Origin of the sequence: Pseudomonas sp. B6001 (assembly GCF_013386015.1) — a bacterium.
Taxonomy (GTDB): Bacteria; Pseudomonadota; Gammaproteobacteria; order Pseudomonadales; family Pseudomonadaceae; genus Aquipseudomonas.
This window is the reverse complement of the sequence record NZ_JACAOX010000006.1, coordinates 1-25,672: the sequence shown is the minus strand read 5'-3', so window position 1 is coordinate 25,672 and position 25,672 is coordinate 1. Positions and strand designations below refer to the sequence as shown.

Sequence of the window (25,672 nt, the reverse complement as noted above, 5' to 3'; positions counted from 1 at the left end):
CCGGTTTAGCCGCGCCGGGCCAAGGATGGCCCGTCGCGGCGGCCCGCGGAGTAATGCCGGAGTGAGGGAACACCGAGCCTAGGCGAGGTGCCGACAGGCGGGGCAGAGCGTTTTGGTTACTTTGCCGCTTTTGCAAAGTGACTCGCTGTAAGAGCGAAACCCTAGGTGGCCGTTACCGAAGAAACGGATATGTACCCAATCAATCACCCCACCATCTCCCGAACCCGATACCACAACATCCCCAACGCCAACAGCGGCGAACGCAACACCTTCCCCCCGGGAAACGTCATATGCGGCACCTGGCTGAAAATATCCAACCCTTTACTCTGCCCCGCATGAATTCCTTCCGCCAATAACCGCGCACACCAATGCGTCACGTTAAGGCCATGCCCCGAATACCCCTGGGCATAGAACACATTCGGGTGCTGCTTCAACCGCCCCACCTGCGGAAACCGGTTAGCCGTAATCCCAATCTTCCCCCCCCACTGAAACTCAATCGCCGTATCCACCAACTGCGGAAAAACCTTGAGCATCTTCGGCCGCATATACCCCGCGATATCCACCGGATCACGCCCCGAATAATGACAAGCCCCCCCAAACAACAAGCGCCGATCCGCCGAAAGCCGGTAATAATCCAACCCCACTTTCTGATCACACAACGCCAGGTTCTGCGGAATCAACTGATCAGCCACCCCAACCGACAGCGGCTCGGTCGCAATGATGTAGCTCCCCGCTGGCAGCACCTTGCCGCTCAACTTCGGCTCCAGTTCCTCCAGATGCGCATTGCACGCCAGCACCAGGTTGCCGGCGCGCACGCTGCCAAACTCGCAACGCACCTGCACCGTGTCGCCATGGATCAACTCCAGCACCGGGCTGTCTTCAAAGATCCGCACCCCAAGGGATTCGGCCACACCGGCCTCCCCCAGCACCAGGTTCAACGGGTGCAGATGCCCGGAGCCCATGTCCACCAGGCCACCGGCATACAAGCCTGAGCCAACCACCTGCGCCATATCCTGCGATGCCACCAACCGCGTTTCAGGCGCATACCCCAAGGCAGCAAGGCTCTCCAGCTCCCCCTGAAACGCCGCAAACTGCGCCGGCGTATTCGCCAACTCGCAAAACCCCCAGCGCAAATCACAGTCAATCCCGTGCTCGCGAATCCGCTCGCCCACCAGCGCCACCGAATCGATCCCGGCCTGCTGCAGGTAACGCACGCCCTCCTCCCCCACGTACCTGGCAAAGCCCGATACGTCATGCCCAATCCCGCGAATCAACTGCCCGCCATTGCGCCCGCTGGCGCCCCAGCCAATCCGCCGGGCCTCCAGCAGGATCACCGACAGCCCGCGCTGGGCCAGTTCGATGGCGGTGTTGACCCCGGTGAACCCACCGCCGATCACACACACATCGGCGGTCAGGTCAGCCCCCAGCGCTGGGCGCCGGGGCATGGCGTTGGCCGAAGCCAGGTAATAGGAACGAGCGTGGTCGGAGGAGGAACGGTTCATTTGTTGGTCTTCACTTTGCTCCAGGACCGCGTCATCAAGCGCATGACGGCGGGCGTCGGGGTGGTGGAAATGTAGAGTTTGTCGAGCACTTCCTGGGACGGGTAGATCTCGGGGTTGTTCACCAGCTCGGGGGCCATGAAGGCCTTGGCCGCCGGGTTCGGGTTGGCGTAGCCGACGCTGGCGCTGACCTTGGCGATCACTTCAGGGTCCAGCAAGTAGTTGATGAAGGCGTGGGCGGCTTTCGGGTTGGCGGCGTCCGCCGGGATGGCCAGCAGGTCGAACCACAGGTTGCTGCCTTCCTTGGGAATCGAGTAGGCGATGTTCACGCCGTTCTTGGCTTCCTTGGCGCGGTTGGCCGCCTGGAACACGTCGCCGGAATAACCGAAGGCGACGCAGATATCACCGTTGGCCAGGTCCGAGATGTACTTGGAGGAATGGAAATAAGTGATGTACGGCCGCAGGGTCAGCAGCTTGGCCTCGGCCTGTTTGTAGTCTTCGGGATTCTCGCTGCGCGGGTCCTTGCCCATGTAGTTGAGGATCGCCGGGAACAGTTCATCCGCCGAGTCGAGGAACGCGACGCCGCACTCGTGGAGCTTCTTGATGTTCTCCGGTTCAAACAGCACGGCCCACGAATCGATATGGTCGATGCCCAACACCTGCTTGACCTTGTCCACGTTATAGCCGATGCCGTTGGTGCCCCACAGGTACGGCACCGAATGCTCGTTGCCCGGGTCGTTTTTCTCCAGCAGCTTGAGCAGCTTGGGGTCGAGGTTCTTGAAGTTGGGTAGCTGCGAACGGTCCAGCTTGAGGAACGCGCCGGCCTTTACCTGGCGCGCCAGGAAGTGGTTGGACGGCACCACCACATCGTAGCCGGTACGGCCGGCGAGCAGTTTGCCTTCCAGGGTTTCGTTGGAGTCGAACACGTCGTAGATCACCTTGATCCCGGTCTTGGCCTGGAAGTCGGCCAAGGTGGTCTCACCGATGTAGTCGGTCCAGTTGTACACACTGACCGTCTGCGCGGCATGACCCGCGCTGCTGAACAATGCCGCCAAGGCCAGCGGGAGAAGCTTTTTCACCAGACGCATATCGACACCCCTTTGCTTGATTGATTTTTATGTATTCATCCAGCCATTCTGCCCGTAGCAGCTGTCGAGCCTTGGCGAGGCTGCGTAGCGATGTATCGGACACAATTGCGGTGGGCCCGACGCAGCCTCGCTAAGCTACGGACGAGTCGTCAGACGCTCAGCAGCAGGAATTCACGTTCCCAGGAGCTGATCACCCGCTTGAAGTTCTCGTGTTCGGCGCGCTTGACCGCGACGTAGCCGCGCACAAACTTGTCCCCCAGGTACTGCTTGACGGTGTCGCACTCTTCCATGCGCGCCAGGGCGTCTTCGATGGTGATCGGCAGCCTCAGGTTGCGGCGTTCGTAGGCACGGCCTTCCACCGGGGCGCTGGGCTCGACCTTTTCGATCATGCCGAGGTAGCCGCACAGCAGGCTGGCGGCGATGGCCAGGTACGGGTTGGCGTCGGCACCCGGCAGGCGGTTTTCCACGCGCATGGCGTCGGGGCTGGAACTCGGTACACGCAGGCCGACGGTGCGGTTTTCTTCGCCCCACTCGACGTTGACCGGTGCCGAGGTGTCCGGCAGGAAGCGGCGGAACGAGTTGACGTTAGGCGCAAACATCGGCAGCAGCTTGGGGATGTACTTCTGCAGGCCGCCGATGTGGTTGAGGAACAGTTGGCTCTTGTTGCCGTGCTCATCGACAAACACCTGCTTGCCGGTGGCGATCTCCACCACGCTCTGGTGCAGGTGCATGGCGCTGCCGGGCTCGTCGGCCACCGGTTTGGCCATGAAGGTGGCCGCCACGTTGTGCTTGAGTGCAGCCTCGCGCAGGGTGCGTTTGAACACGGTGATCTGGTCGGCCAGGTCCAGGGCATCGCCGTGGCGGAAGTTGATTTCCATCTGCGCCGGGCCGTCTTCATGGATCAGCGTGTCGAGGTCCAGGCCCTGGGCTTCGCACCAGTCGTAGACGTCTTCGAACAGCGGGTCGAACTCGTTGGCAGCGTCGATGGAGAACGACTGACGGCCACTTTCGGCGCGACCGGAACGGCCCAGCGGGGTCTTCAGCGGCAGGTCCGGGTCTTCGCAGCGCTGGGTCAGGTAGAACTCCATCTCCGGCGCGACAATCGGCTGCCAGCCCTGGTCGGTATAGAGTTGCAGGACCTTTTTCAGCACGTTGCGCGGCGACAGTTCGATGGGGTTGCCCTGCTTGTCGAAGGTGTCGTGGATCACGATGGCCGTCGGCTCGATGGCCCATGGCACCACGTAGGTGGCGTTGGACACCGGGCGGCAGATCATGTCGATGTCGGCCGGGTCCAGCAGGTCGTAGTAGATATCGTCGTCGACAAAGTCCCCGGTTACCGTTTGCAGCAACACACTTTCCGGCAGGCGCATGCCTCGCTCATGCAGGAACTTGTTGGTGGGCGAAATCTTGCCGCGTGCGATGCCAGTCAAATCACTGATCACGCATTCGACTTCGGTAATCTTGTGTTCTTTCAGCCAGGCGGACAGCTGATCGAAGGGGGCGTTCATAAGGACCTCGTCATGGGTTGGATGCTGCGCCGCGGGCTTCCCTCGCGGCGCATTGAGGTCTATCTTGGGCCAGCCGCCCAACGGCATCTATCCACTTTGCGCCAACCACAACGCACCAATAGAGTGCGCCCAGGTTACCCATGACACAGGCAACAGCTTTGCGCGTACAGGCCTTCACCACCGGTGATGTGGCCGCTCAATGCAGTGCGACACCCGGTTGGGTGCAGCAGTACCAGCAGATGTCCCCAGGGCATTTCGCCGGGCAGATCCGCTACCTCGACCTGCAAGGTGTCGAGGTGTACGAAGAGCGGATGAACACCCGGGTGGAGCAGAACTTCAACGCGCCGCCGGGTTCCCTGGCGTTCTGTTTCGATGGCAGCGACAACGCGCTGTACGTGCTCAATGGCGAAAGCCGCAACACCTGGATCACCCCGGAAAACTACCGCGAAGTGGCAGTGGTGTTCGGGCCGCAGTTTGTCCAGCGCCATGGTCTGGATGTGGCGAAGCTGGAGGGGTTGTTCATGGCCCCGCTCAACTCCCTGCAAAACCCGTTGTTCAGCCGCTGGCTCAGCGGCACGCTGACACGGCTGTCGGCGACGCTGGACCTGCCGAGTCGTGATGCCCTCACGCAACAGTTGCTCGACGATTGCCTGTTCATCCTCGACAACGCCTGCGTGTGCCTCGACAAGGGCTCATTGCAGCGGCGCACCGAGGAGCGAATCATCATGGCGCGCATTGGCGAATGGGCGGCGGATGTGCCGGATGAAACCGTCAACCTGCTGCAACTGGCGCGCATTGCCGGGGTGCCGTTGCGCCAGTTGCAGCACGGGTTCAAGACGTATACCGGGATGAGCCCGGCGCAGTGGTTGCGGTTGCGCCGGTTGAACAGTGCACGGCGGGAGTTGTTGAACCCGCCGTCAGTGGACACCACCGTGGCGGAGGTGGCGATGAATTGGTCGTTCTGGCATTTGGGGCGGTTTTCCAACAGTTATCGGGCGTTGTTTCAGGAGTTGCCCAGCGAGACCCTGAAGCGCCAGAGGTAAATGTAGGAGCGGGCTTGTGTGGGAGCGGGCTTGCTCGCGAATGCGGTGGGTCAGTCAATAAATCTGGCACTGATACACCGCCTTCGCGAGCAAGCCCGCTCCCACATTTGAAGATCGTTCCCACGCGGAGCGTGGGAACGATCAGGTCCGAAGAAACGCCAGCATCAACTGATTCACTCGCTCCGCCGCCTCCAACTGCACCATATGCCCCTGCCCCGGCAGTATCTCCACCTGAGCGTCCAACCCATGGGCATGGCTCGCCGGGATGATTGCGTCCTCACTGCCCCAGATCACCAGGCTCGGCTGGTGCCCCACCACACTGCGCAAATCCACCAACTGCCGACCACCGCTGAACAACGCCCCGGTGATCTGCCGCAACGCCTGCTCCACACCCTCCAGGCGCTTGAACTTGAGCATGTCTTCCAGCATCTGCCGGGTCACCAGCGCCGGGTCGCTGAACAGTTGCACCAGTTGCGGCTTGAGTGCATTGCGATTGCTCGCGTCGATAAAACCTTGCAGGTAGTCACTGTTGATCTGCGTACCCAACCCAGCGCTGGCGATCAGGGTCAACGACGCCACACGCTGCGGTGCCACCCGCGCGAGGTTCAGGGAAACCAGCCCGCCCATGGAATGCCCGGCGAGGTGTACCCGGTCAACCTTCAGATAATCCAGCAGTGCCAATACCGCCTGGCTCAGCTCCTCAAGCTCGCCCGTTTGCAGGTACTTGCCCGACTCGCCATGCCCCGGCAAATCCAGGGCGATCACCCGCCGCTCAGCCGCGAGCACCGGGTGATTGAACAGCCAGTTATTCAGGTCGCCACCAAAGCCGTGCACCAGCACCAGCGGTGTGCCGCCCTCCCCGAGGTCCAGATAGCGCAGCAGGCGCCCGCCCACCTCGACCTTCTGTGCCGATGGCCCGCTGGCTTCAGCCTCGGCGGCACTGGAAACGAACCCCGCCTGGAACGCCTCGATCACCCCATCAATCTCGGCCTCGCTGGCCTCGCCTTCCACCACGATTGCCAGCAATGCCCCCACGGGCAAGGTCTCATCGCTCTGGGCCAACACCCGCCGCAGCACCCCGCTGAAGGGTGCCTCGACACTGCTGGAAATCTTGTCGGTCTCGACATCCAGCACTTCTTCACCCTTCTCCACCGGGTCGCCCGGCTGCTTGAGCCAGACATCAACCCGGCCTTCGGTCATCGACAGCCCCCACTTGGGCATGGTCAGTGTATGGATCATGCGGCATTCCTCTTGTCGGCAATCTTCAGCACCGCAGCTTCGATCTTCGCCGCGTTGGGGATGTACAGGTCCTCCAGGGCATCGGAGAACGGCACCGGCGTGTGAGGCGCGGTGACCATTTCGATCGGCGCGCGCAGGAAGCCGAACGCCCGTTGCGCCACCAATGCACTAATGTCCGTGGCAATCGAGCAACGTGGGTTGGACTCGTCGATCACCACCAGGCGCCCGGTTTTCTCCACGCTTTCAAGGATGCTGTCTTCGTCCAGCGGGCTGGTGGTGCGCAGGTCCAACACTTCGCAGTCGATACCCTGGCGCGCCAGATTGGCGGCGGCTTCCAGGGCGATGTGCACCATGCGCCCGTAGGTCACCAGGGTTACGTCATTGCCTTCACGCACGAAGTTGGCTTCGCCGAACGGCACGGTGTACAGCTCTTCCGGCACTTCGCCCTGGAGGCTGTAGAGCATTTTGTGTTCGAGAAAAATCACCGGGTCGTTGTCGCGGATCGCCTGGATCAGCATGCCCTTGGCGTCATAGGGCGTGGCCGGGCACACCACCTTGAGCCCGGGAATATGCGTCCACATCGAGGTGAGCATCTGCGAATGCTGGGCCGCCGCACGCAGGCCGGCGCCATACATGGCGCGCACCACCAGCGGCGTGGTGGTCTTGCCACCGAACATATAGCGAAACTTCGCCGCCTGGTTGAGCAACTGGTCGAGGCAGCAGCCGATAAAGTCGACGAACATCAACTCGCACACCGGGCGCATGCCACGGGTGGCTGCACCGACGGCCATGCCCACATAGCCGACCTCGGAAAGTGGCGCGTCGAGCACGCGGTCGGGGAACTCCGGATACAGCCCCTTGGTGACGCCGAGCACGCCGCCCCAGGCGTCCTGTTCACCGGGCGAACCGGTGCCGCCGGACACGTCCTGGCCGATGATGAACACGCTCTGGTCGCGGCGCATTTCCTGGGCCAGGGCTTCGTTGATTGCCTGCTGATAGCTGATTTTTCTAGCCATGATGACTTCTCCACGGATTGTTTTTGTAGTGGGTGGCGGTTAGCGGTAGGCGACGTAGACATCGCTGAGCAGGTCGGCGGCCTGGGGTTTGGGATCGGACTTGGCCAGGCGCACGGCGTCTTCGATCAGCTGCGCGACTTCGGTGTCGATGCGTTCGAACTGCGCTGCGTCGAGCCAGCCTTCGGCGGTGCAGCGCTGGCGAAACAGGCTCAGGCAGTCGCCGGTTTCCCGCAGGTTTTTCACTTCGTCCGGGCCGCGATAGGTTTGCGCATCGCCTTCGAAGTGGCCGTAGAAACGGCTCAGTTTGACCTCCACCAGCGTCGGCCCTTTACCGCTGCGGGCACGCTCTACCGCGACGCCGAGGGCGGCGTGCACGGCAAAAAAGTCGTTGCCGTCGACAATCACCCCCGGCATGCCAAAACCCACGGCGCGCTCGGCAATGTCCTTGCAGGCCACCGACCAGCCGGACCCGGTGGCTTCGGCATAACCGTTGTTCTCGGCCACGAACAGGCACGGCAGGTTCATGATCGAGGCCAGGTTCATGGCTTCAAACACCGCGCCCTCGTTGGAGCCGCCGTCGCCGAAAAACGCGACCGCCACCCCCGCGCTGCCCTTGAGCTTGGCCGCCAGGGCCGCACCGGCCGCCAGCGGCGCCCCGGCACCCACAATGCCGTTGGCGCCGAGCATGCCCTTCTCCTGGTCGGCAATGTGCATGGAGCCGCCCTTGCCGCCGCACACCCCGGTTTTCTTGCCGTAGATCTCGGCCATCATGCCGAACACGTCCACACCCTTGGCGATGCAATGGCCGTGGCCACGGTGGTTGGACGCGATGCAATCTTCATCGTTGAGGTGGGCCATGACCCCGGCGGCGCTGGCTTCCTGGCCGGCATACAAATGCACGAAACCGGGAATCTCGCCGGTGGCGAATTCCACGTGCAGGCGTTCTTCGAAATCACGGATGGTGCGCATCACGGTGTAGGCATGGAGCAATTGATCGGTGGACAGGTGAGTGGACATCTTGTTGTTCTCCAGGTTGTCTCGACACACAAAAGGCTGGATCAGGCCAGCTGCAAGGCACTCAGCACGGCCTGTGCCAATCCGTTGGAAAACCCGGAAAAGCCTTGACCCAGAGCAGTTGCCTGGAAGCGTGGACGTGCCACTGTGGGCCGTTCAATGAGACGCGCCGTTGCAACCGCCCGCAGCGTCTCAGGCGCAATGAGACGCTGCGTCTCACCTCGGGCAGTTGGTCAGGCCGGCCTTGTTCCACCCGGCCCATGGGCGCTTAATGGCGGGCATAACAACAAGGATCGAGAACCGGAGGCTTCAATGCTCGCCGTGAACTCCAAGGACCATGTCGACTGTGTCAGCCGCGTGGTACGCAACGCCGACCGCCTGCCCCAGGCGCCGGTGCCGTCGCTGATTTTTGATTCCTGGCGCCGCTCCATGGAGCAGCACCACCTCGACCCCGGTTCCCTGCAAGGGCCGCGCATCCTCACCAGCACCCTGCTCAAGGAATGCCGCGAACGCGCCGAGCTGTTCATGCGCATCGCCAGTGAGGAAGTCGGGCAGATTCACAACCGGGTGCGCCACGCCGATTACTGCGTGATGCTTACCGACGCCCAGGGCCAGACCATCGACCATCGTGTGGACGCCGGCATTCGTAACGACTGCCGCAAGGCCGGCCTGTACCTGGGCACCTGCTGGTCGGAAGCCGAGGAAGGCACCTGTGGCGTGGCCACGGTGCTGACCAGCAAGGCCGCGGTCACCGTGCACAAGCGCGACCACTTTCGTGCGGCGTTTATCGGCCTGACCTGCTCTGCCGCACCCATCTTTGATCCCCAGGGCAACCTGCTGGGCGTGATGGACGCCTCCGCCCTGAAATCGCCGGATGACCGGCGCAGCCAACACCTGGTGCGGCAGATGGTGGCGCAAAGCGCGCGGGCCATCGAGAACGCGTTTTTCATGCACAGCGCCCGGCAACATTGGGTGTTGCAGGCCCACAGCACGCCCGGTTACGTCGACAGCCAGCCGGACATGCTGCTGGCGTGGGACCAGGATGGGCGGCTGCAAGCCTTGAACAGCAAGGCGCGGCAGGCCCTGAGATTGCGCTTCGGGCAGTTGCCGGAGCATATCGGCGAAGTGTTTGACCTGGACGCGTTGCGCGCCGTGACCGATCAATCGACGCAGCAGTTGCATTGGCTCGGCGAGCCGGGGGCGTTGCAGGTACGGGTCAGCGCGCCGCGGCGTAAGGCTGCACGTGCGACGGTGTCTTCGAGTCATCAGGTAGACCCGCGAGTAGAAGAACATCTGCGCCTGGCCGTGCGGGTCAAGGACCGCAACCTGCCGGTGCTGGTCCAGGGCGAAACCGGCGCCGGCAAGGAAGTGTTTGCCCGCCAGTTGCATGAACGCAGTGCCCGTCGCGACGGCCCCTTTGTGGCGGTGAACTGCGCGGCGATCCCGGAAAACCTGATCGAGAGCGAACTGTTCGGCTACGTGGCCGGGGCATTTACCGGTGCCTCCAGCAAGGGCATGACCGGGCTGCTGTTGCAGGCCGATGGCGGCACGTTGTTTCTCGACGAGATCGGCGACATGCCGCTGGCGTTGCAGACGCGACTGCTGCGGGTAATGGCCGAAGGTGAAGTGGCGCCGCTGGGCGGGGCAAAAACCCGGGCGGTGGATATCCAGGTGATCTGCGCCAGCCATCGGGACTTGGCGGCGCTGGTGAGTGCTGGAAGCTTTCGCGAGGATTTGTATTTCCGGTTGGGCTGTGCGCGGTTCTGTGTGCCGCCATTGCGCGAGCGCATGGACAAACTGGCATTGATCAATCGGCTTCTGGAGCAGGAGGCGCGGCACAGCGGTGTTGCGGTCGGGATCGCGGCAGCGGCGCTGGAGTCGCTGCTGGGTTATGCCTGGCCGGGGAATGTGCGGCAACTGCGGCATGTGTTGGCGTATGCGTGTGCGGTGTGCGACGGCGGGACGATTCAGCTGGCGGATTTGCCGGTGGAAGTTCGTGGTGACGCGGTTGCGGTGGAAACATCGGAAAGCGTCAGCCCGGAACGGCAGTTGGTGCTGGACGCACTGATTCGGCATCGGTGGAAGCCGCTGGCGGCGGCGCAGGCGTTGGGGATTTCCAGGGCGACCTTGTATCGGCGGGTTAACCAGCTGGGTATCGACATGCCCGGCAAGCACTGACCCAACACGGTCAAAAATGTGGGAGCGGGCTTGCTCGCGAAGGCGGTGTACCAGTCAACATTTCCGGTGACTGACACTCCGCCTTCGCGAGCAAGCCCGCTCCCACATTTTTTGACCGAGTGATTCCGCCGGGTCAGCGGTAGAGAATCCCCCCATCAATCAACGGCGATTGCCCGGTCATGTAATCCGAATCCGGCCCCGCCAGGTACGACACCAGCCCCGCTACATCCTCCGGCGTTTCCGCCCGGCCCAACGCAATCCCGTCCACATACTTCTTGTACGTCGCCCCTACCTCGGCGCCGGTAATCTCGGCCATGCGTTTGTCGATCTCGACCCACATATCCGTGCCCACCACACCCGGGCAGTAGGCGTTGACGGTAATCCCGTCAATGGCCAACTCCCTCGCGGCGGCCTGGGTCAGCGCACGCACGGCAAACTTGGTGGCCGAATACACCCCCAGCAACGCAAAGCCTTCATGGCCGGCAATCGAGCAGGCATTGATGATCTTGCCCCTCTGCTTCAGCGCCTTGAATTTCTTGCCTGCGGCCTGGATGCCCCAAAGCGTGCCCTGCACGTTGATACGCAGCGTGCGGTCGACCTGTTCCGGGGTTACGTCCAGCAGTGCGTCAATCTGTGCGATGCCGGCGTTGTTGACGATGATGTGGAAGCCGCCCAGGGTCTGGTGGGCATGGTCCACCGCCGCGACCACTTGCTCCAGCTTCGAGACATCGGCGACATACACCGAGGCCTTGCGCCCCAGTGCAACCACCTCGGCCGCCACCGCTTCAATCTTCGCGCTGTTGATGTCCACCAACGCTATGTCGGCGCCATCCCGCGCCAGGCGCAGGGCGATGGCCCGGCCGATGCCTTGCCCGGCGCCGGTCACCAGTGCAACTTTTCCAGCGATACTCATGACGATCTCCTTCAACGGTGAGAGAAGCCTTGTCTATCGCAGTTGCCAGGGGCCGCTGTCGAGCAGCAGCAGGATTGATCTGCGGGCTGAGACGGGTCGTCTCAAAGCGAACCATTCTCGAAAACTTGTAAAACGCCGCCGTTATGCCTAGCTTATGCGCCCTCCGCTCTGCGCTCTCAGGCCTTCCCCCATGGTTTTGCGTCTTCGCCCCGCTGCCCCTTCACGTTTTGCCCTCGGCCTGTTGCTCAGCGCAGGTATTGGAAGCAGCCAGGCGGCTGATATCGAGCTGCCGGAGGTGAAGGTCCAGGGCCAGGATGAATCCGGCTATAACACCGACACCGCGTCGGTGGGCGCTTTCAATGAGGCGCCGTTGCTCGACACGCCGGCCTCGATCGCGGTGTTCAACGAGTCGTTGATCAAGGACCAGCAGGCGCGCTTGCTCAGCGAAGTGCTGCGCAATGACGCCTCGGTGGGCGACAGCTATGCGCCCATCGGCTACTACGAAAACTTCGTGGTGCGCGGTTTCTCGCTGAATGCCGCCAGCAGTTACAAGATCAATGGCCGCACCATCACCGGCGAGCAGAACGTTGCCCTGGAGAACAAGCAGCGCGTGGAGCTGCTCAAGGGATTGTCGGGTATGCAAAGCGGGATTTCCGAGCCCAGCGGCGTGATCAATTACGTGACCAAGCGCCCGGAGGATGTGCGCTCGGTGACGGTGTCCACCGATGATCGCGGCAGTGGTTACCTGGCCACCGACGTGGGCGGCTGGTTTGGCAGCGAGCAGCAGTTCGGCCTGCGCGCCAACGTGGCCCATGAAGACCTGCATTCCTATGTCGAACATGCCAATGGCCACCGGGATTTCCTGTCCCTGGCGTTCGACTGGAACATCAGCCCCGACGCGGTATTGCAGCTGGATGCCGAGTATCAGAACAAGCAACAGCGCTCGGTGCCGGGTTATCAGTTGCTGGGCGGGACCGAGGTGCCGCACCACGCGTCGCCGAAAAAACTGCTGGGGCATCAGAGCGGTGCGAATCAGGTAGGGATTGATTCGCTGAACCTCAACGGCAAGTTTGAATATCGCTTCAGTGACCAGTGGAAAGGCAGCGTCAGCGCGGCGCGCAGCAAGGTGGTGATTGATGATTACAGTTCGTTTGCGTGGGGCTGCTACGGGTCCGCGAGCTGTGCCGGGGCCAAGGTACCGAACTACTTCAGCCCGGAAGGCAACTACGATATCTATGACTTCCGCAGCCCTGATGACACCCGGCGCGATGATGAAATCCAGGCCGCGATGACCGGGTTGTTCAATACCGGTGGCCTGGGGCATGAGTTGACGTTTGGCAGCAGTGCGTTTCGGCGAGTGGTGGACAAGCGCGAATCGGTCAACGAGATGATTGGCTCCGGCAATATCAATCAGGACCCGGAAAACTTCGCGCCCACCGATAAGCCCCTGAACGATAGTCATCGCAACCTCGACAGCCGCCAATACGGCCTGTTCGTCACCGACCGCATCAGCTTCAACGAGCAATGGCAGACCATCGTGGGCGGCCGCGAAGTGCGCCTGGACGAAAAGGCTTTCGATGATCAGGGCAACGAGTCGCGCCACACCCGGCAGTATGTGTTCCTGCCCCAGGCGGCGCTGATCTACAAACCGATTGAAAACCTGTCGCTCTACACCAGCTACAGCAAAGGCCTGTCCCTGGGCGGTACCGCGCCGTGGTTTGCCCTGAATAAAGATGAAACCCTCGCCCCGACAGTTTCCCGCCAGATCGAAGCCGGGGTGAAATACGACTGGCGCCGCATCAGCTTTGCCGCCGCGATCTTCCAGACTCGCCAGGCCTATCAGTACGCCAAGCCGGACGCCGCCGGCGACTACACCTACGTGCAACAGGGCGAGCAGAAAAACACCGGCCTGGAATTGTCCGCCAACGGCTGGGCCACCCAGTGCTTGCAGATCGCCGCCAGCGTCGCGGCCATCCGTGCACGGGTGACGGGCAGCGGCACGCCGGAATACGAAGGCCATCAGGCGATCAACGTGCCGAAACTGCGGGCCAGTCTGTACGCCGACTACGCCCTGCCCTGGGTCGACGGCCTGGCGCTGCTCGGCGGCGTGCAATACAGCGCCAACAAGTACGCCAATCGCACCGGTGATGTGGAAGTGGGCGACTACGCCATCGTCAACGTCGGCAGCCGCTACACCACCAAACTCGATGGCTATGAAACGGTGTTTCGCCTGAGCGTCGACAACCTGTTCGACAAGCGTTACTGGCGCGATGCTGGCGAATACATGGGCGATGACTACCTGTTCCAGGGTGCGCCGTTGACGGCGCGCTTGAGTGCCACGGTCAATTTCTGACGGTACGCGGGATCGCCAGGCATAGCGCCGCCAAGGCGCACACCAACAGGGTCCAGCCCAACTGCTGGACCCAGGCTGCCAGGGTCAACCCCACCCCGATCACCAGGTAATACAGCAAACCGAACAAGGCACCGGCGGTGCCAAGGCGGTCGCGATAAGCCGTGAGTGCCGCCCCCAAGACATTGGGAATCGCCATGCCGAAGGCCATGACCACCAACAGCATCGGCAACACGAACAGCCAACGGTCCTGTAACAGCACCACCAGCACGCTGCCCACTAACATCACGCCACCGGCTGCCAGCACCAGCTGTTCGCTGCCGGCCCCGCGCTTGAGCAACCCCTTGTTGAGCCAGGCCCCAAGCCCCGAGCCCAACGCCAGCAGGACGCCGCTGTAGCCGAACTGCTCGGCAGACAACCCCAGGCGCTGGAACACAAACGGCCCCAGGCTGTAATAGCTGAACAGCGCGATATTGAAGACCGCGACCAGCCCCACCGAACGCCACAGCGCCGCATCCTTGAGCATCAGGCCCAGGGTGCCGCGCAACGACGCTGTGGGCAGCGAGGCCGGGCGGGTTTCCGGCAAGGCCCACAGGCACCAGGCCAATAACGTCAGCGCCAGCAGCAACAAGCCTGTGAGCACCCCGCGATAGCCAAAGTGCTGCACCAGGCCCGCGCCAGTGAACAGGCCAATGGCGGGGCTGGCCGCCAGGGCAATGCCCACGACTGAAAACACCTGCGCCAGCCCGGCACCGCTGAAGCGGTCGCGCAGCACGGTTTGCGTCACCACCGACCCCACCGCCGCACCAAACGCCGCCACCGCCTGGGCCAGCAACAGGCCGTTGAACGAACGCACGCCCAAGGCCAGCGCTGTGGCCGCGCCATAAAGGGCCAACCCGGCCAGCATCACCGGGCGCCGGCCGAAGCGGTCACACAAGCGTCCCCACACCACGACCCCGAACGCGAAGGCCAGAAAGTACACCGACAAGGTCTGCCCCGCTGCCTCGGGCCCTACCGCAAACGCCTGGCCGATATCCGCCAGCGCAGGGCTATACAGGGTTTGTGCGATCTGCGGGAACATCAGCAGCGCCACCGCCAGCACCAGCAAGTTTTTCAACATCATCCAGACGCTCTTCACGAGTAAACAGGCCAGGGAGTCTAAACAGCGGCAGCTGGCGTATTATCCAGACTTCGACACCTTATCAATGAAATCGGACATCCCATGGCATGGCTGGCGGCGCAGACACCTTTCGATCCCGACCGCTTCGACGCGCCCGTGGTGGGCATCGCCGCCCTGCTGGGTGATCACGACTCCGGTGTACATCAGCATCAGCGCGGGCAATTGCTGTTCACCCAACAGGGCTGCACGCGCATTACCCTGGCCAACCAGCTGTGCCTGTTGCCGCCCACTCGGGCAGCGTGGATTCCCGGCGGTGTGCCGCACCGGGCAGTGATGCAACAGACCGTGGATTACCGTTCGGTGTATGTCAGCCCGGCATTGGCCGGGCAGTTGCCGGCACAAGTGCGGGTGATTGAGGTGAGTGCGCTGCTGCGGGCGGTGCTGGAGCCCATGGCAATGGCGGCGTTCGACACCGATTGGCAACAGGGCAAATACGCGCATTTGCTGGCGCTGTGCCTGAGTGAAATCCGCGAGGCAGTCGAGCAACCGCTGCTGCTGCCCCTGCCCACGGACAAACGCCTGGCGCCGTTATTGCAGAACCTCGACGCGCTGCCACCGGAGCTGCAAGCCTTGCAACGCCAGGTGGCCGCCAGCGGCAAAACCATCGGCCGGATCTTCCTGCGGGAAACCGGCATGGGCTATCAGCAATGGCGCCAGCAGTGGCGCCTGATGCGCGCCATCGAGCTGCTCGCCACCGGGCGCAGTCTCGGGTACTGCGCCTTTGAGTTGGGCTTTGCCAGTGACAGTGCGCTGATCGCCTTCTTCAAGGCCATGACCGGCGCCACGCCACGGGGTTACTTCAAGTGAATGCCGACTGGCTGTAACCCGGTGGTAGATCGGCTTCATTGATCGTTCCCTCGCTCTGCGTGGGAATGCATCCCGTGACGCTCCGCGTCACCCGTACGCAAGACTTGAGCCTTGCATCGCCCGCTGGACGCAGAGCGTCCGGGGCGGCATTCCCACGCAGAGCGCGGGAACGATCAGTCATCCCGGCGTCTTGTCGGGTTATTTAGGCATCTTGCGAAAACCCACCGCCAGACGGTTCCAGCTGTTGATGGTGGCGATCGCCACGCTCAGGTCGACTTGCTCTTGCGGGCTGAAGTGGGCGGCCAGTTCGGTGAAGTCTGCATCCGGTGCGTGGGTCTGGCTGAGCAGGGTCAGGCTTTCGGCCCAGGCCAGCGCGGCACGTTCACGGGGGGTGAAGAACGGCGTTTCACGCCAGGCCGACACGGTGTACAGGCGGCGCTCGGTCTCGCCCCCCTTGCGGGCGTCGGCGGTGTGCATGTCGAGGCAGAAGGCGCAGCCGTTGATCTGCGACACACGCAGGCGCACCAGTTCCAGCAGCGGCAGTTCGATGGACAGTTTGCCGACGGCAGCCTCCAGGGCCAGCATGGCTTTCATGGCATCCGGGGAGGCGGTGTAGAAGTCGGTACGAGCTTGCATGGTGATACTCCAGAACAGTGGGGATTGGTGTCTAGAGTAGTGACGAGGGGGCAGTGGACAAATAGCCAATCCGGGGAAAGATCAGGTAGCCAATGGGGCCAATCCTGACGATCACCCCGGCCCTGCGCCTTCACCGCGAAACGCACTGGGGCTCAGCCCGGTCCAGCGCTTGAACGCCCGCCGAAAACTGCGCACATCGCTGTAGCCAACTTCCTCGGTGATCCGTTCGATGGACAACCCCGGGTTGCTCAGCAAGCCCATGGTCCTTGCCCTGCGCACCTGTTCCAGCAAGCCCTCGAACGTCAGCCCATGCTCGGTCAGGCGCCGGCGCAAGGTACGCCCGCTCATGTTCAAGTCACTGGCGACCTTTTCCAGCTGGCTGCCCTGCAAATCCCGGGAAATCGCGCGCTCCACCGCCTGGATCAAATCCATTTTCTGATGCAGTTGCGCGCTTTCCAGTTCCAGCAGTTCCAGGGCCTGGCGCAAGGCCAGGGCATGGTGATTGGGCAGCCGCACGTCCAGCCAGTGGCTGGCCAGGACCATGCGGTTATGCAGGCAGCCAAAACGCACATCCGTACCTAACAGTTGGTGATAGTCAGCGACATAGCTGGGCGCGGCGTGGATAAATTCGACCCGCAGCGGCATGAAGCCCTCGCCCACCAGGGCGCGGCCATACACCATCAGGCTGGCGAAAAACTCCTCGGCGGCAAACACCTGCACCTCGGCGTAGGGCAGCAGGCATTCGATATCGACGAAAACTTCCTGGGGGCCTTCATGGGTGCGCGAGGTGGCGATACCACCGGAGGTGTGCTGATGACGTTCCCCGATGGCAAACGCATCGCGCAACGTCTTGCACAGTGAAATCACATGGCCGAGCAGGCCCAGGGTGCCGAGTACGTTCTGATGGCCTACCCACAGGCCCAGCCCCTGGTCGGGCAACACCTTGAGTGCACGCTGGATCATCGCTACCGCCTGGCGATAGGAAATGCGCTGGGCCGGGTCGTCCAGGTCGGCCAGGGTGAATCCCAGGCCACGGCACAGGTGCTCGGCGCTCACGCCTTTTTGCGCGACCACTTGGCCGAGGGTTTGCAACAGAAATGGCGAGACCAGGGCCAGGTCATAGTGCGGATCAACGGCTTTCCTTTGCATGGATCTTCGATTCCCGACTGAGTGCTTCAGTTCTTGTTTTGGAAACATCCTGACAATCATAGGCTCTTGCAAGAACTGCTGCACTCTGGATGAAAGCTGTCCGCCAAAGTCCCCCTATGTGGCCGCCAATACCCTGCCCCGCCGGGCGCCGAGGGCTTATTTCTATAGGCAGCGTCGTCCTGATAATAATAATGAGCCCAGACATGAACACGACCCGTGCGTTTTACCCCGTGCAACTCGCCCTGTTGACCCTCATCAGCCTGCCGGCCCTGGCCACCGAAGGCGGCGTCGACAACATCGGCCCCGGCACCGATGGCTTCTACATCCTGCCGCTGGACGTCAACAACCTGCCCGACCACATGTTCGCCTTCAACATCTATTACAACCATTACGAAGCCAGGAAGCTCGATATCAGCTCGTTGGGTGGCAAGGTGCCGGACGTGAAGATCAAGTCCGACGCGATCATCCCGCGCCTGGATTACCTCAGCCCGTTGCGGGTATTCGGCGGGCGCCTGGGCGGCTACATCGCCCAGCCGTACCTGAAGCAACAGGTGTCGCTGTTCGGCATGTCCGACACCCGGGAAAGCATGGGCGACACCACCGTGGCGCCGATCATCCTCTGGGACCTGGGCAAGAACCTGACAGTGGGCACCGCCCTGGAAATCACCCTGCCCACCGGCGAATACGACGCCACGCGTCTGGCCAATACCAGCAACAATTTCTACACCTACAAACCGTTGGTGTCGGCGACCTGGATGCCCAACGAGCGCACTGAGCTGTCGATCAAGACCACCTACAGCTTCAACAAGGAAAACCCCGACACCCATTACCGGTCGGGGCAGATTTTTCACTTCGACTACTCGGCCAGCTACAAGGTGACGGATAACCTCAGCCTTGGGCTCAATGGTTATTACCTCAAGCAGACCACCGACGATAAGCAGTACGGGCATACCGTGGTGAACATCTATGGCGAAGATGTGGATGACGGGGTCAAGGGCCAGGTGTTTGCGATCGGTCCGGCGGTGTATTTCACCTTCCTCAAGTATGCGAGTGCCGAGGTGCGCTGGGCCAAGGAGTTTGATGTGCAGAACCGGCCGGAAGGCGACATGTTGTGGGCGAAGTTGACGATTCCGTTTGCCCTGTAAACCCGGCAAAAACTGTAGGAGCGAGCTTGCTCGCGAAAAACGTCAACGATAACGCGGGCCGTCTGGATGAACGCGTCGTCCTTGGGTTTTTCGCGAGCAAGCTCGCTCCTACAGTGGGACGGCGTAGTCAGGTGTAGACCGGCCAGGTATCGACGATTTTCCCGCCCCGTACTGCCAGCAAATCGCCGAACTGCAGCAGCACAAACTCACTCTGGGTCGGGCGCAGGAACACCTGGTCTTCCACGTTCAGCCCCACCTTGGGCGAACCATTGACCATCTCCTGATTGGAGCTGCGCCCGTACAGGTCATTGCTCTGCAACCCCCTGGGCGACTCAAACTCCGCCATCCAGTTGCCCCCATAAATAAAGAACGTGGCGCGCTGATTCGCATCCCACCACGAGAACAACCGCGACTTGCCGTCCAGCGCCGGAATGTCCACCGGCCCGGTGCTTTTCAACACGGGCGTGGCGATATAGGCCGCCGGCACATGCTCGCTCAGCGACGGCAAGTCATAGTGCGTCGGCTTGAGCAACGCCGTGCCCACCGACACCTCGCTGCTGAGCTTCTCCTGCTCGTGAATGCGATAGCTCGGGCTGCCTGCCGTATTCAACGTCAGCCCGTCGCGCCACAGCGGCGCAAAGTGCTGGCGGGTGTAATCCACATAGCCGTTGTAGCGCTGCATGACTTTGTCGAACAGGTCCTGGGGCGAGCCGAGAATCCCCGGCACGCCCATGCCCACGAACGGGTCGTAGCCCATGAACCCACTGAATTCCAGCTGCTGCGGATGCGCGCTGATCATCGTCAGCATCTGCCCCAGCACCGCGTTGTCACTGATGCCGCCGCGATGCAGGCCTACATCCAGTTCAATATTCACCCGCAGTTTCGTGCCCAATCCCTGGGCCAGCGCCAGGTATTGTTGCAAGCGCTCGGGCGTGTCCAGCAGCCATTGCAGCTGGCGGGACGGGTCGAACGGGCCCTTGTGGGTTTGGTAAAACAGCTCGGCAGAACGCACCGGCAACGGCTTGCCCAGCAGGATGTCCGCATCGGGAAAGACCTGGGCGTCGTGATTCAGAAATGGCTGGTGAAACGACATCAGGCGCTGGGTGCCGGCTCGCTTGGCGATGTACGCCAGCAGCCCCGGCGACGGCAGGGATTTCTCCACCAGCCGCAGGTGTTTGCCGCCGCGCTGCACTGACTGCATCACCACGTCGATGTTGTGGTCCAGGCGATCGAGGTCGATCAGCATCACCGGGCGCATCGGCCCATGGGCCTTGAGTTGCTGGTTGAGGCTGCGGAAATACTCGGTGTAAGGGCTGCCGCGGTCGCCCGGCCTCAGCAAGATGGCACCACCCACCAGCAACACGCCGGTGCCGAGCATGAAATGTCTGCGGTTCATCAGGCCACTCCCAGAATAGACGACAGGTGCGCATTGAGGAATTTGCCGCTGGGGTCCAGCTCGCGGCGCACTCGGGTAAATTCCTCCCAGCGCGGATACAGCGGCTGCAAAGTGCGCGCATTGAGGGTGTGCAACTTGCCCCAGTGCGGGCGACCGGCGTATTTCCAGAAGATCGGTTCTACGGCGGCGAAGAAGTTGTGGTGGTCCATGGTGTAGTGCTGGTGCACGGAAATCGAACAGCTGTCGCGGCCCTCGAACATGCTCAGCGGAATGTCATCGGCCTTGACGTAGCGGTACTCGATGGGAAACCAGGTGCGCAGGTCCTTATCGTTGATCAGCTTGAGGATTTCCCGCAGGCATGCCGGTCCGTGCTCGGCGGGCACCGAATATTCCATCTCGTTGAAACGCACGTTGCGCACGTTGGCGTACACCTGGAACGACTCGGCCACGCGGTCATCGAAGCTGGCAAAAAAGCGCAGGCTGTTGAGCAAGGTACGCCGGGCCTCGGGGAAATCGCTGCCGTATTTGTCGAGTTTCTCGATGATCGATACAAACTCGTTGCCGCCCGCCTCCGCCGGGTCGATGGGCGGGGTTTCGGGGTCGGTGGTTTCGTTCAGGGCGATGGACAGGGCGTAGTCGGAATGGGTCACCACGAGCATTTCCCAGTGCTGGTTTTCCCGGGTGTTCTTTGCCACGTCCTCCAGCAGTTCTTCAGTCTTGGCGATCCACTGGCGCTCCCGCAGACGGTACGGTGCGCGGTTTTGCAGGCGGACCTGGGTGGCCACGCCGAGGGCGCCGAGGGACACCCGCGCGGCACTGAACACCTCGGGGTGGCGCTTGGCGTCGCATTCCAGCACCTCACCCTGGGCGGTCACCAGTTGCAGGCCGGTGACGCAACCGGAATATGAGGTGAAGCCCACACCGGTGCCATGAGTGGAAGTGGAGATCGCCCCGGCCAGGGTCTGGTAGTCGATATCCGCCATGTTCGGCAGCGCCTGCCCGACGTCTTTCAAGGCCTGGCCCATGCGCGACATCGGCGTGCCGGCGGCGAAGGTGGCCTGCACGGTTTGCGGGTCGTGATCCAGCAGGCCATTGAAGTAACTCAGGGACAGCAACGTGCCGTCGGTGGGCACCAGGGCACTGAACGAATGGCCCGAGCCCACCGGCCGCACCTTGCCCGGTGCCTGGCCGATGACCTGCACCAGTTCATCAAGGTTCTTCGGCGCCAGCCGCGCCAGGGGCAGACAGGTTTGCGCCCCCGACCAATTGCGCCAGGGAATCAGCCGCGGTGCCCGGGCCAACTGGGCCAGCACCGGGTTACTGGTCAATGCCATGAACGCGCCGGCTACCGCGCCGCGCTGCAATAATTCTCGCCGTGAAAGCCCCATCGCCTACCCCGTTATTCTTATTGGATGTGTTGACCCGACATAAAGCTGATCAGCCCCAGGAATTGCTCTTCGGAGCACTGCACGCACAGGCCCATCGGGGGCATGCCGTTGTAGCCATTGATGGTGTGGTCCAGCAGGGTGTCCGGGCCCTGGGCGATGCGCGGGCTCCAGGCCGGGCCGTCACCGGTCAGCGGCGCACCGGAGGCCGGGTTGGCGTGGCACAGCTTGCAACTGGTGTCGTAGACCTGGGCCAGGGCTGCGTCGCCGGGCATGGCATTGGCCGCCGTGGCACGTTCGGGGGGATGTTTCGGTTTGTCGCCACAGGCTGTCAGCAGGCAGGTCACGGCCAGCAGCAGACTGATGCGACGGGGGTTGATTGCCCGCATAGCCACCTTCTCTCTTATTGTGTGAAAGCGTGATCCACACTAAGGCAGCCAGGGCGCGGCGTTGAGGGTATTGGGGGACAGAAAGGGGGGCTTGGGCGGACAGTTGATTGAGCCGCAACGCCGATCAAATGTGGGAGCGGGCTTGCTCGCGAATGCGGTGTATCAGTCATCAGATCTGTTACTGATACACCGCATTCGCGAGCAAGCCCGCTCCCACCGTTAGAATCGAGGTGGGCTTAGAAGGCTATACCGACCTTGAACCCATACTCGTCACGCTTGAGCTTGGTGTTGTCGGCCACATACGAATCGTCATCGAGCTTGTACTCGGTGCGGGTGTAGTACAGGCCCGCCATCACCGGCAGGTCGCCTTTCTGGTTCATCAGCAGGCTGACTTCGGCGTACGGGTTGGTGCGGTCCTTGAGGTCCACGGTGTCGCTGCCGATGCCGTCGACCTTGAGCTTGGCGCGGCCGTCGATGGTATGGCGGGCGCCCAGTTCAACACGCATGGTCATGTCGTCGAACTGGTGGTTGTAGCCCAGGGCCGCCTTGGCGAACGGCGATTTGTTGGTGAGTTTCATGTCGTAGTCGCCCGAGTCCGGCTCGTAGCGGGTCCAGCTGTAGCCGCCACCCACCAGCACGTCGACGAAGTTGCGCGCATCCAGCGCGGCACGCCAGCCGAGGTCGAGGTCGGCCTGGCCTTCCTTGAGCTTGTTGTCGCTCTTCTCGCCGTACTTGGCTTCGATACCGGCCTGGTAGATAAAGCCGGATTCAGCCGTCAGCTTGTTGCCGAAGTTATAGAACAGGCCGGCTTCAGGCATGTGGTCCTTGTCGCTTTGGCTACCGCCTTCGAGTTTGAAGTCGTTGTAGCTGCCGAGGATCCCGAAGGTGGAAATCGGGTCGGTCGGCGCTGCGGCGAACACCACACCAGGTGCCGCGATCAAGGCCAGGACCGAGGAATTCTTGAGGATCTTTCCGAATAGTTTGGACATCGTTTTACGTCTCCATTGCAGGTGGCAAATTATTCAGGAAACGCTTCGAACCCTCGTTTTGGCGAAAGGTTCGAATTAATTTGCACCTTTTTCGAGGTAAAACGGTTCAGCGAAGGCTCTATATCAAGCGTCTTGGACGTGAGCCAGCAAACGACCGAGAATTGACCGCAACTGCGGATGCACCGGCAGGCGAATGCCAAAGCTGGCCTGCAACAGGTTCAGCAACTCTTCGACGTCCTCGATTGCACGCTTTTCGCTGGCCCGGTCCAGGTAGTGAATCGCGTACTGCCCGTTGTTCAGCGTGCGGCGAAATCCCGGGCCAATCAGTGCGACTTTCAGCTGGCCGAGGAACGGCGAATCCGGATGGGTGGAGACGTACCAGTTACCGATCTCGTAGTCGAAGTGTGACTGCACCTGCAGGTCGAACACATACAAGCCGCGCCACTCACCGGCGACCTGCGCCCACAAGGTGTAGCTGCCCTCCTCCAGGCTCAGGCGATAGGGTTCATGGGCGGTGGCCTGGGTGGCATCGGTGTCCAGTTGCAAGGGACTGGTGGGCACCATGCCACCAAAGCCGACATCACTGATGTAACGCACGCCGTCCAGGGTCACCAGGCTCAGCCGATGGGTGCGCGCCGTCAGTGCATCGGGTGGCCCCCCCATCACCACACGGCCGGTAATGCCCCGCGCCTCGAAGCCCAACTCCTGCAACAAGGCCAGGAACAGCTGGTTCAGCTCGTAGCAATAACCACCACGGCCGTCGAACAGGACTTTTTGTTCGACGCTCGGCAAATCGATCGGCACCGGTGCGTGCAGCAGGGTCGACAGGCTTTCAAACGCGAAGGTGCTGACATGGCGCAACTGCAGATCCTGCAGGGTTTGCAGGGTGGGCGGAGGCGGCGTGTCGTAGCCCAGACGTTGCAGGTAGAGGCGGCTGTGGGTCAGCTCTGGCATGACGCAATCCTGGAGTCGGTGGCGAAAGCACCACTAATACCCTGACGGCGGTTATTTGCCAATTGTGGGTTGAATCAAATGCAAGCCCTCAGATGCACAAACTTTCTGAACCTTTCTGAACTGATTTATATCCATTCACTACAAGACAGGGAGGCATCATGAGTACCGCAATGATCTACACCATCCACTACTTGCTACACGGCGAACCAAAAACCTTTGTGGTGCGTGCCGAGGTCATGAACAACGCCGAAGCGTGGCATTGGGCGGCCGTTGACGCCGACATTGCCCACGTGGGGCGGATAGGCCGGCCGGGCCACGAGCGGGTGAAAAAGACCACTCGTCCCTGGGCGGAGAAGTTCGGCATCACCGAGGTGACATGGACAGCCCCGAAACGGCTTGGTTGAGGAATAAAAAGCCCCGCACGACGGCGGGGCTTGTTTCACTTTTTCAGATCACCGAGGGGATCATAGGCCGGCTTCTTGCCGGTTTTTTCTGGCTTGTCCAACGGGGCAATGGCGGGGCCTACCGGGTCGACCTGTGGGTCTGCGACGTCCGGGGAATCGGGGTCGAAACCCAATTCGTCCTTGCCGCTGGAATGCTCGGATGAATGCGGGCCGCTTGTACGATTAGTCATAACTACCTCCTTGGCGCGCCGGGTCTACAGCGGGCGGGCCTTGTCGTGCAGGTTTTCCAGGTCTTCCTCGACCTGCTCTTCTTCGTCTTGCCGTTCGGCCGGGTCGTTGGGGCGCAGGGCGTCGTTGTCACGCTCCTCTTCGCCGGGCGTGCGGTCGGGGTTGGGTGTGCCGGGCGGCTGTTGCTGGTACCGGGTCATGGTTCACCTCGCTTGGGGGTCGGTTGCCTACAGGGGTTAGAGAAATTGCGCTGATCCATGGTTCAACCTGATTACCGTCACTCCGACGGGTGAAGCATGAGAAGATGCTGGCCGGCGTTATAACCCTACTTGTGCCATGGAGACTGACCCTGGATGTTTGAGCTCAAACCGTGCGACCCGATTGTTTTTCGCCAGCAGACGCGACGCAGTACGTTGATAGTCGCGGGGTTGTTTGTGGTGTTGGCGATGGTGCTTTCCAGCCTGGCGGTGATGCTGTTTGGTGAGCCTGGGGGGGATAATTTTCGCTTTAATGTGGGCGGGGTGTTTGCCGGGGTGTTGATTACCGTAGGGCTGGTGCGGGGGCCGTTCTGGAACCAGGCCTGGTTCGCGCCGGCGGTGTATGGGTGGCAGCTCAAGCGCAGCCTGATGAGTGTGACGAATGTGATGCACAAGGTGACTGACGGGGTGAAGGCGAATGATCCGGTGGCGATCAAGTTGCTGCGGTTTTATCACCTTGGGTTGATGCAGATGCACGAACTGGACGCCAATTCGAGTTCTCAGGCGCAGTTGGTGCGGGAGGTTGATGAGCATCTGGAGAAGATGCGGGGGTTGGGGATTGAGCCTGACCAGACGCGGCTGGATCCGGATTGGGTTGAGGCTGTGAAGGCTCGCTGATTGGGGGGCATATCCGTTATTTGGGTGATGGCTGATATGGGTTCCGCTCTTACAGCGGCTCACTTTTGAACAGCGCAAAAGTAAGCAAAACGCTCTTGCCCCACCACTCGGCACCTCGCCTAGGCTCGGTGTGCCCTCACTCCGGCTTTGGACCGTGGGCCGCCGTCATGGGCCATCCCTGGCCCAGGACGGCTAACCCGGCGTCCTGCCGGGTTACCCACGCTCCAAAGCCTGCGTTCGGCCAGCGTGGTTTAACGGGGCGCCTAAGATCAAAAGCAGATCAACAG

The 25,672-nt window shown here is 62.0% G+C and carries 24 protein-coding genes; 7 read left to right on the top strand and 17 right to left on the bottom strand.

The annotated features are described in order from the left end of the window. Positions 1–203 precede the first annotated feature (203 nt). From HX821_RS09070 to HX821_RS09060, 3 genes are all read right to left on the bottom strand, one after another. Positions 204–1,502, bottom strand: coding sequence for an FAD-binding oxidoreductase (locus HX821_RS09070; protein WP_177035640.1), 1,299 nt, complete (start codon positions 1,500–1,502; stop codon positions 204–206). Beyond that, entirely contained in the window at positions 1,499–2,587 is a 1,089-nt protein-coding gene (locus tag HX821_RS09065) for a polyamine ABC transporter substrate-binding protein (protein ID WP_003219153.1), read from the bottom strand. Before HX821_RS09065 ends, HX821_RS09070 begins: the two co-directional genes overlap by 4 nt. 149 nt (positions 2,588–2,736) lie before the next feature. Next, complete coding sequence (locus HX821_RS09060) at positions 2,737–4,095, bottom strand: glutamine synthetase family protein (protein ID WP_003219154.1); 1,359 nt, start codon at positions 4,093–4,095, stop codon at positions 2,737–2,739. Positions 4,096–4,235: 140 nt separating this feature from the next. On the opposite strand from HX821_RS09060, the gene HX821_RS09055 reads away from it, so the two are divergent. Then, positions 4,236–5,138 (top strand): helix-turn-helix domain-containing protein, encoded by a 903-nt coding sequence (locus HX821_RS09055; RefSeq protein WP_102606368.1) that lies wholly within the window; start codon positions 4,236–4,238, stop codon positions 5,136–5,138. A gap of 141 nt (positions 5,139–5,279) precedes the next feature. Here HX821_RS09055 and HX821_RS09050 read toward each other — a convergent pair whose 3' ends face one another. The 3 genes from HX821_RS09050 to HX821_RS09040 are packed head-to-tail and all read right to left on the bottom strand — an operon-like array spanning position 5,280 to position 8,410. Beyond that, the gene (locus HX821_RS09050) at positions 5,280–6,377 is read right to left on the bottom strand and encodes an acetoin dehydrogenase dihydrolipoyllysine-residue acetyltransferase subunit (RefSeq protein WP_177035639.1); all 1,098 of its coding nucleotides are present in this window, start codon (positions 6,375–6,377) and stop codon (positions 5,280–5,282) included. After that, a complete protein-coding gene (locus HX821_RS09045) occupies positions 6,374–7,393 on the bottom strand; it encodes an alpha-ketoacid dehydrogenase subunit beta (RefSeq protein WP_177035638.1) in 1,020 nt (339 codons plus the stop codon). The genes HX821_RS09050 and HX821_RS09045 overlap by 4 nt, the downstream gene beginning before the upstream one ends. A 39-nt stretch (positions 7,394–7,432) precedes the next feature. Beyond that, positions 7,433–8,410: a thiamine pyrophosphate-dependent dehydrogenase E1 component subunit alpha gene (locus tag HX821_RS09040; protein ID WP_003219159.1), complete on the bottom strand. Its 978-nt coding sequence runs from the start codon at positions 8,408–8,410 to the stop codon at positions 7,433–7,435. 309 nt (positions 8,411–8,719) lie between these two features. Between HX821_RS09040 and HX821_RS09035 the strand changes: the two genes are divergently transcribed. After that, positions 8,720–10,585 (top strand): sigma-54-dependent Fis family transcriptional regulator, encoded by a 1,866-nt coding sequence (locus tag HX821_RS09035; RefSeq protein ID WP_003219161.1) that lies wholly within the window; start codon positions 8,720–8,722, stop codon positions 10,583–10,585. Between the two features lie 133 nt (positions 10,586–10,718). Here the strand turns inward: HX821_RS09035 and HX821_RS09030 are convergent, their stop codons facing one another. Beyond that, positions 10,719–11,498, bottom strand: a complete 780-nt coding sequence (locus HX821_RS09030; protein WP_177035637.1) for an acetoin reductase — start codon at positions 11,496–11,498, stop codon at positions 10,719–10,721. Between the two features lie 190 nt (positions 11,499–11,688). On the opposite strand from HX821_RS09030, the gene HX821_RS09025 reads away from it, so the two are divergent. Further along, on the top strand, positions 11,689–13,851 hold the full coding sequence (locus tag HX821_RS09025; RefSeq protein WP_177035636.1) for a TonB-dependent siderophore receptor: 2,163 nt from the start codon (positions 11,689–11,691) through the stop codon (positions 13,849–13,851). Here HX821_RS09025 and HX821_RS09020 read toward each other — a convergent pair. Further along, positions 13,841–14,971, bottom strand: a complete 1,131-nt coding sequence (locus HX821_RS09020) for an MFS transporter (RefSeq protein WP_003219178.1) — start codon at positions 14,969–14,971, stop codon at positions 13,841–13,843. The genes HX821_RS09025 and HX821_RS09020 overlap by 11 nt on opposite strands. A gap of 99 nt (positions 14,972–15,070) precedes the next feature. On the opposite strand from HX821_RS09020, the gene HX821_RS09015 reads away from it, so the two are divergent. Then, complete coding sequence (locus HX821_RS09015) at positions 15,071–15,835, top strand: helix-turn-helix transcriptional regulator (RefSeq protein WP_003219180.1); 765 nt, start codon at positions 15,071–15,073, stop codon at positions 15,833–15,835. A gap of 198 nt (positions 15,836–16,033) precedes the next feature. Here the strand turns inward: HX821_RS09015 and HX821_RS09010 are convergent, their stop codons facing one another. Further along, entirely contained in the window at positions 16,034–16,471 is a 438-nt protein-coding gene (locus HX821_RS09010) for a carboxymuconolactone decarboxylase family protein (protein WP_003219182.1), read from the bottom strand. Positions 16,472–16,582: 111 nt separating this feature from the next. Continuing rightward, positions 16,583–17,620: an AraC family transcriptional regulator gene (locus HX821_RS09005; protein ID WP_177035635.1), complete on the bottom strand. Its 1,038-nt coding sequence runs from the start codon at positions 17,618–17,620 to the stop codon at positions 16,583–16,585. 203 nt (positions 17,621–17,823) lie between these two features. On the opposite strand from HX821_RS09005, the gene HX821_RS09000 reads away from it, so the two are divergent. After that, the gene (locus HX821_RS09000) at positions 17,824–18,765 is read left to right on the top strand and encodes a transporter (RefSeq protein ID WP_003219185.1); all 942 of its coding nucleotides are present in this window, start codon (positions 17,824–17,826) and stop codon (positions 18,763–18,765) included. Between the two features lie 127 nt (positions 18,766–18,892). On the opposite strand, the gene HX821_RS08995 is transcribed toward HX821_RS09000, so the two are convergent. The 5 genes from HX821_RS08995 to HX821_RS08975 all read right to left on the bottom strand — a co-directional run bounded on the left by HX821_RS08995 (position 18,893) and on the right by HX821_RS08975 (position 23,878). Then, complete coding sequence (locus tag HX821_RS08995) at positions 18,893–20,101, bottom strand: DSD1 family PLP-dependent enzyme (protein ID WP_177035641.1); 1,209 nt, start codon at positions 20,099–20,101, stop codon at positions 18,893–18,895. Positions 20,102–20,160: 59 nt separating this feature from the next. Next, positions 20,161–21,489 (bottom strand): D-arabinono-1,4-lactone oxidase, encoded by a 1,329-nt coding sequence (locus HX821_RS08990; protein ID WP_173883077.1) that lies wholly within the window; start codon positions 21,487–21,489, stop codon positions 20,161–20,163. 77 nt (positions 21,490–21,566) lie between these two features. Continuing rightward, positions 21,567–21,935 carry a cytochrome c5 family protein gene (locus tag HX821_RS08985; protein WP_010175315.1) on the bottom strand — a complete coding sequence of 123 codons (369 nt, stop codon included), beginning with the start codon at positions 21,933–21,935 and terminating at the stop codon, positions 21,567–21,569. A 236-nt stretch (positions 21,936–22,171) separates the two neighbouring features. Then, positions 22,172–22,924 (bottom strand): outer membrane beta-barrel protein, encoded by a 753-nt coding sequence (locus HX821_RS08980; protein ID WP_003210885.1) that lies wholly within the window; start codon positions 22,922–22,924, stop codon positions 22,172–22,174. 123 nt (positions 22,925–23,047) lie between these two features. Beyond that, a complete protein-coding gene (locus HX821_RS08975) occupies positions 23,048–23,878 on the bottom strand; it encodes an arylamine N-acetyltransferase (RefSeq protein WP_177021133.1) in 831 nt (276 codons plus the stop codon). Positions 23,879–24,036: 158 nt separating this feature from the next. On the opposite strand from HX821_RS08975, the gene HX821_RS08970 reads away from it, so the two are divergent. Beyond that, the gene (locus HX821_RS08970; RefSeq protein ID WP_023658994.1) at positions 24,037–24,282 is read left to right on the top strand and encodes a DUF6555 family protein; all 246 of its coding nucleotides are present in this window, start codon (positions 24,037–24,039) and stop codon (positions 24,280–24,282) included. A gap of 35 nt (positions 24,283–24,317) precedes the next feature. Here HX821_RS08970 and HX821_RS08965 read toward each other — a convergent pair whose 3' ends face one another. Beyond that, positions 24,318–24,512 carry a DUF6021 family protein gene (locus tag HX821_RS08965; protein ID WP_003210890.1) on the bottom strand — a complete coding sequence of 65 codons (195 nt, stop codon included), beginning with the start codon at positions 24,510–24,512 and terminating at the stop codon, positions 24,318–24,320. A 24-nt stretch (positions 24,513–24,536) separates the two neighbouring features. Next, positions 24,537–24,710 carry a hypothetical protein gene (locus tag HX821_RS08960; protein WP_003210891.1) on the bottom strand — a complete coding sequence of 58 codons (174 nt, stop codon included), beginning with the start codon at positions 24,708–24,710 and terminating at the stop codon, positions 24,537–24,539. A 153-nt stretch (positions 24,711–24,863) separates the two neighbouring features. Between HX821_RS08960 and HX821_RS08955 the strand changes: the two genes are divergently transcribed. Beyond that, positions 24,864–25,385 (top strand): DUF3087 family protein, encoded by a 522-nt coding sequence (locus HX821_RS08955; protein ID WP_087693365.1) that lies wholly within the window; start codon positions 24,864–24,866, stop codon positions 25,383–25,385. Positions 25,386–25,672: the final 287 nt, after the last annotated feature.

Excerpts from the sequence above, each read along its gene's own strand:
- HX821_RS09070 (WP_177035640.1), bottom strand. The coding sequence starts at position 1,502 with ATGAACCGTTCCTCCTCCGACCACGCTCGTTCCTATTACCTGGCTTCG.
- HX821_RS09065 (WP_003219153.1), bottom strand. The coding sequence starts at position 2,587 with ATGCGTCTGGTGAAAAAGCTTCTCCCGCTGGCCTTGGCGGCATTGTTC.
- HX821_RS09060 (WP_003219154.1), bottom strand. The coding sequence starts at position 4,095 with ATGAACGCCCCCTTCGATCAGCTGTCCGCCTGGCTGAAAGAACACAAG.
- HX821_RS09055 (WP_102606368.1), top strand. The coding sequence starts at position 4,236 with ATGACACAGGCAACAGCTTTGCGCGTACAGGCCTTCACCACCGGTGAT.
- HX821_RS09050 (WP_177035639.1), bottom strand. The coding sequence starts at position 6,377 with ATGATCCATACACTGACCATGCCCAAGTGGGGGCTGTCGATGACCGAA.
- HX821_RS09045 (WP_177035638.1), bottom strand. The coding sequence starts at position 7,393 with ATGGCTAGAAAAATCAGCTATCAGCAGGCAATCAACGAAGCCCTGGCC.
- HX821_RS09040 (WP_003219159.1), bottom strand. The coding sequence starts at position 8,410 with ATGTCCACTCACCTGTCCACCGATCAATTGCTCCATGCCTACACCGTG.
- HX821_RS09035 (WP_003219161.1), top strand. The coding sequence starts at position 8,720 with ATGCTCGCCGTGAACTCCAAGGACCATGTCGACTGTGTCAGCCGCGTG.
- HX821_RS09030 (WP_177035637.1), bottom strand. The coding sequence starts at position 11,498 with ATGAGTATCGCTGGAAAAGTTGCACTGGTGACCGGCGCCGGGCAAGGC.
- HX821_RS09025 (WP_177035636.1), top strand. The coding sequence starts at position 11,689 with ATGGTTTTGCGTCTTCGCCCCGCTGCCCCTTCACGTTTTGCCCTCGGC.
- HX821_RS09020 (WP_003219178.1), bottom strand. The coding sequence starts at position 14,971 with ATGATGTTGAAAAACTTGCTGGTGCTGGCGGTGGCGCTGCTGATGTTC.
- HX821_RS09015 (WP_003219180.1), top strand. The coding sequence starts at position 15,071 with ATGGCATGGCTGGCGGCGCAGACACCTTTCGATCCCGACCGCTTCGAC.
- HX821_RS09010 (WP_003219182.1), bottom strand. The coding sequence starts at position 16,471 with ATGCAAGCTCGTACCGACTTCTACACCGCCTCCCCGGATGCCATGAAA.
- HX821_RS09005 (WP_177035635.1), bottom strand. The coding sequence starts at position 17,620 with ATGCAAAGGAAAGCCGTTGATCCGCACTATGACCTGGCCCTGGTCTCG.
- HX821_RS09000 (WP_003219185.1), top strand. The coding sequence starts at position 17,824 with ATGAACACGACCCGTGCGTTTTACCCCGTGCAACTCGCCCTGTTGACC.
- HX821_RS08985 (WP_010175315.1), bottom strand. The coding sequence starts at position 21,935 with ATGCGGGCAATCAACCCCCGTCGCATCAGTCTGCTGCTGGCCGTGACC.
- HX821_RS08980 (WP_003210885.1), bottom strand. The coding sequence starts at position 22,924 with ATGTCCAAACTATTCGGAAAGATCCTCAAGAATTCCTCGGTCCTGGCC.
- HX821_RS08975 (WP_177021133.1), bottom strand. The coding sequence starts at position 23,878 with ATGCCAGAGCTGACCCACAGCCGCCTCTACCTGCAACGTCTGGGCTAC.
- HX821_RS08970 (WP_023658994.1), top strand. The coding sequence starts at position 24,037 with ATGAGTACCGCAATGATCTACACCATCCACTACTTGCTACACGGCGAA.
- HX821_RS08965 (WP_003210890.1), bottom strand. The coding sequence starts at position 24,512 with ATGACTAATCGTACAAGCGGCCCGCATTCATCCGAGCATTCCAGCGGC.
- HX821_RS08960 (WP_003210891.1), bottom strand. The coding sequence starts at position 24,710 with ATGACCCGGTACCAGCAACAGCCGCCCGGCACACCCAACCCCGACCGC.
- HX821_RS08955 (WP_087693365.1), top strand. The coding sequence starts at position 24,864 with ATGTTTGAGCTCAAACCGTGCGACCCGATTGTTTTTCGCCAGCAGACG.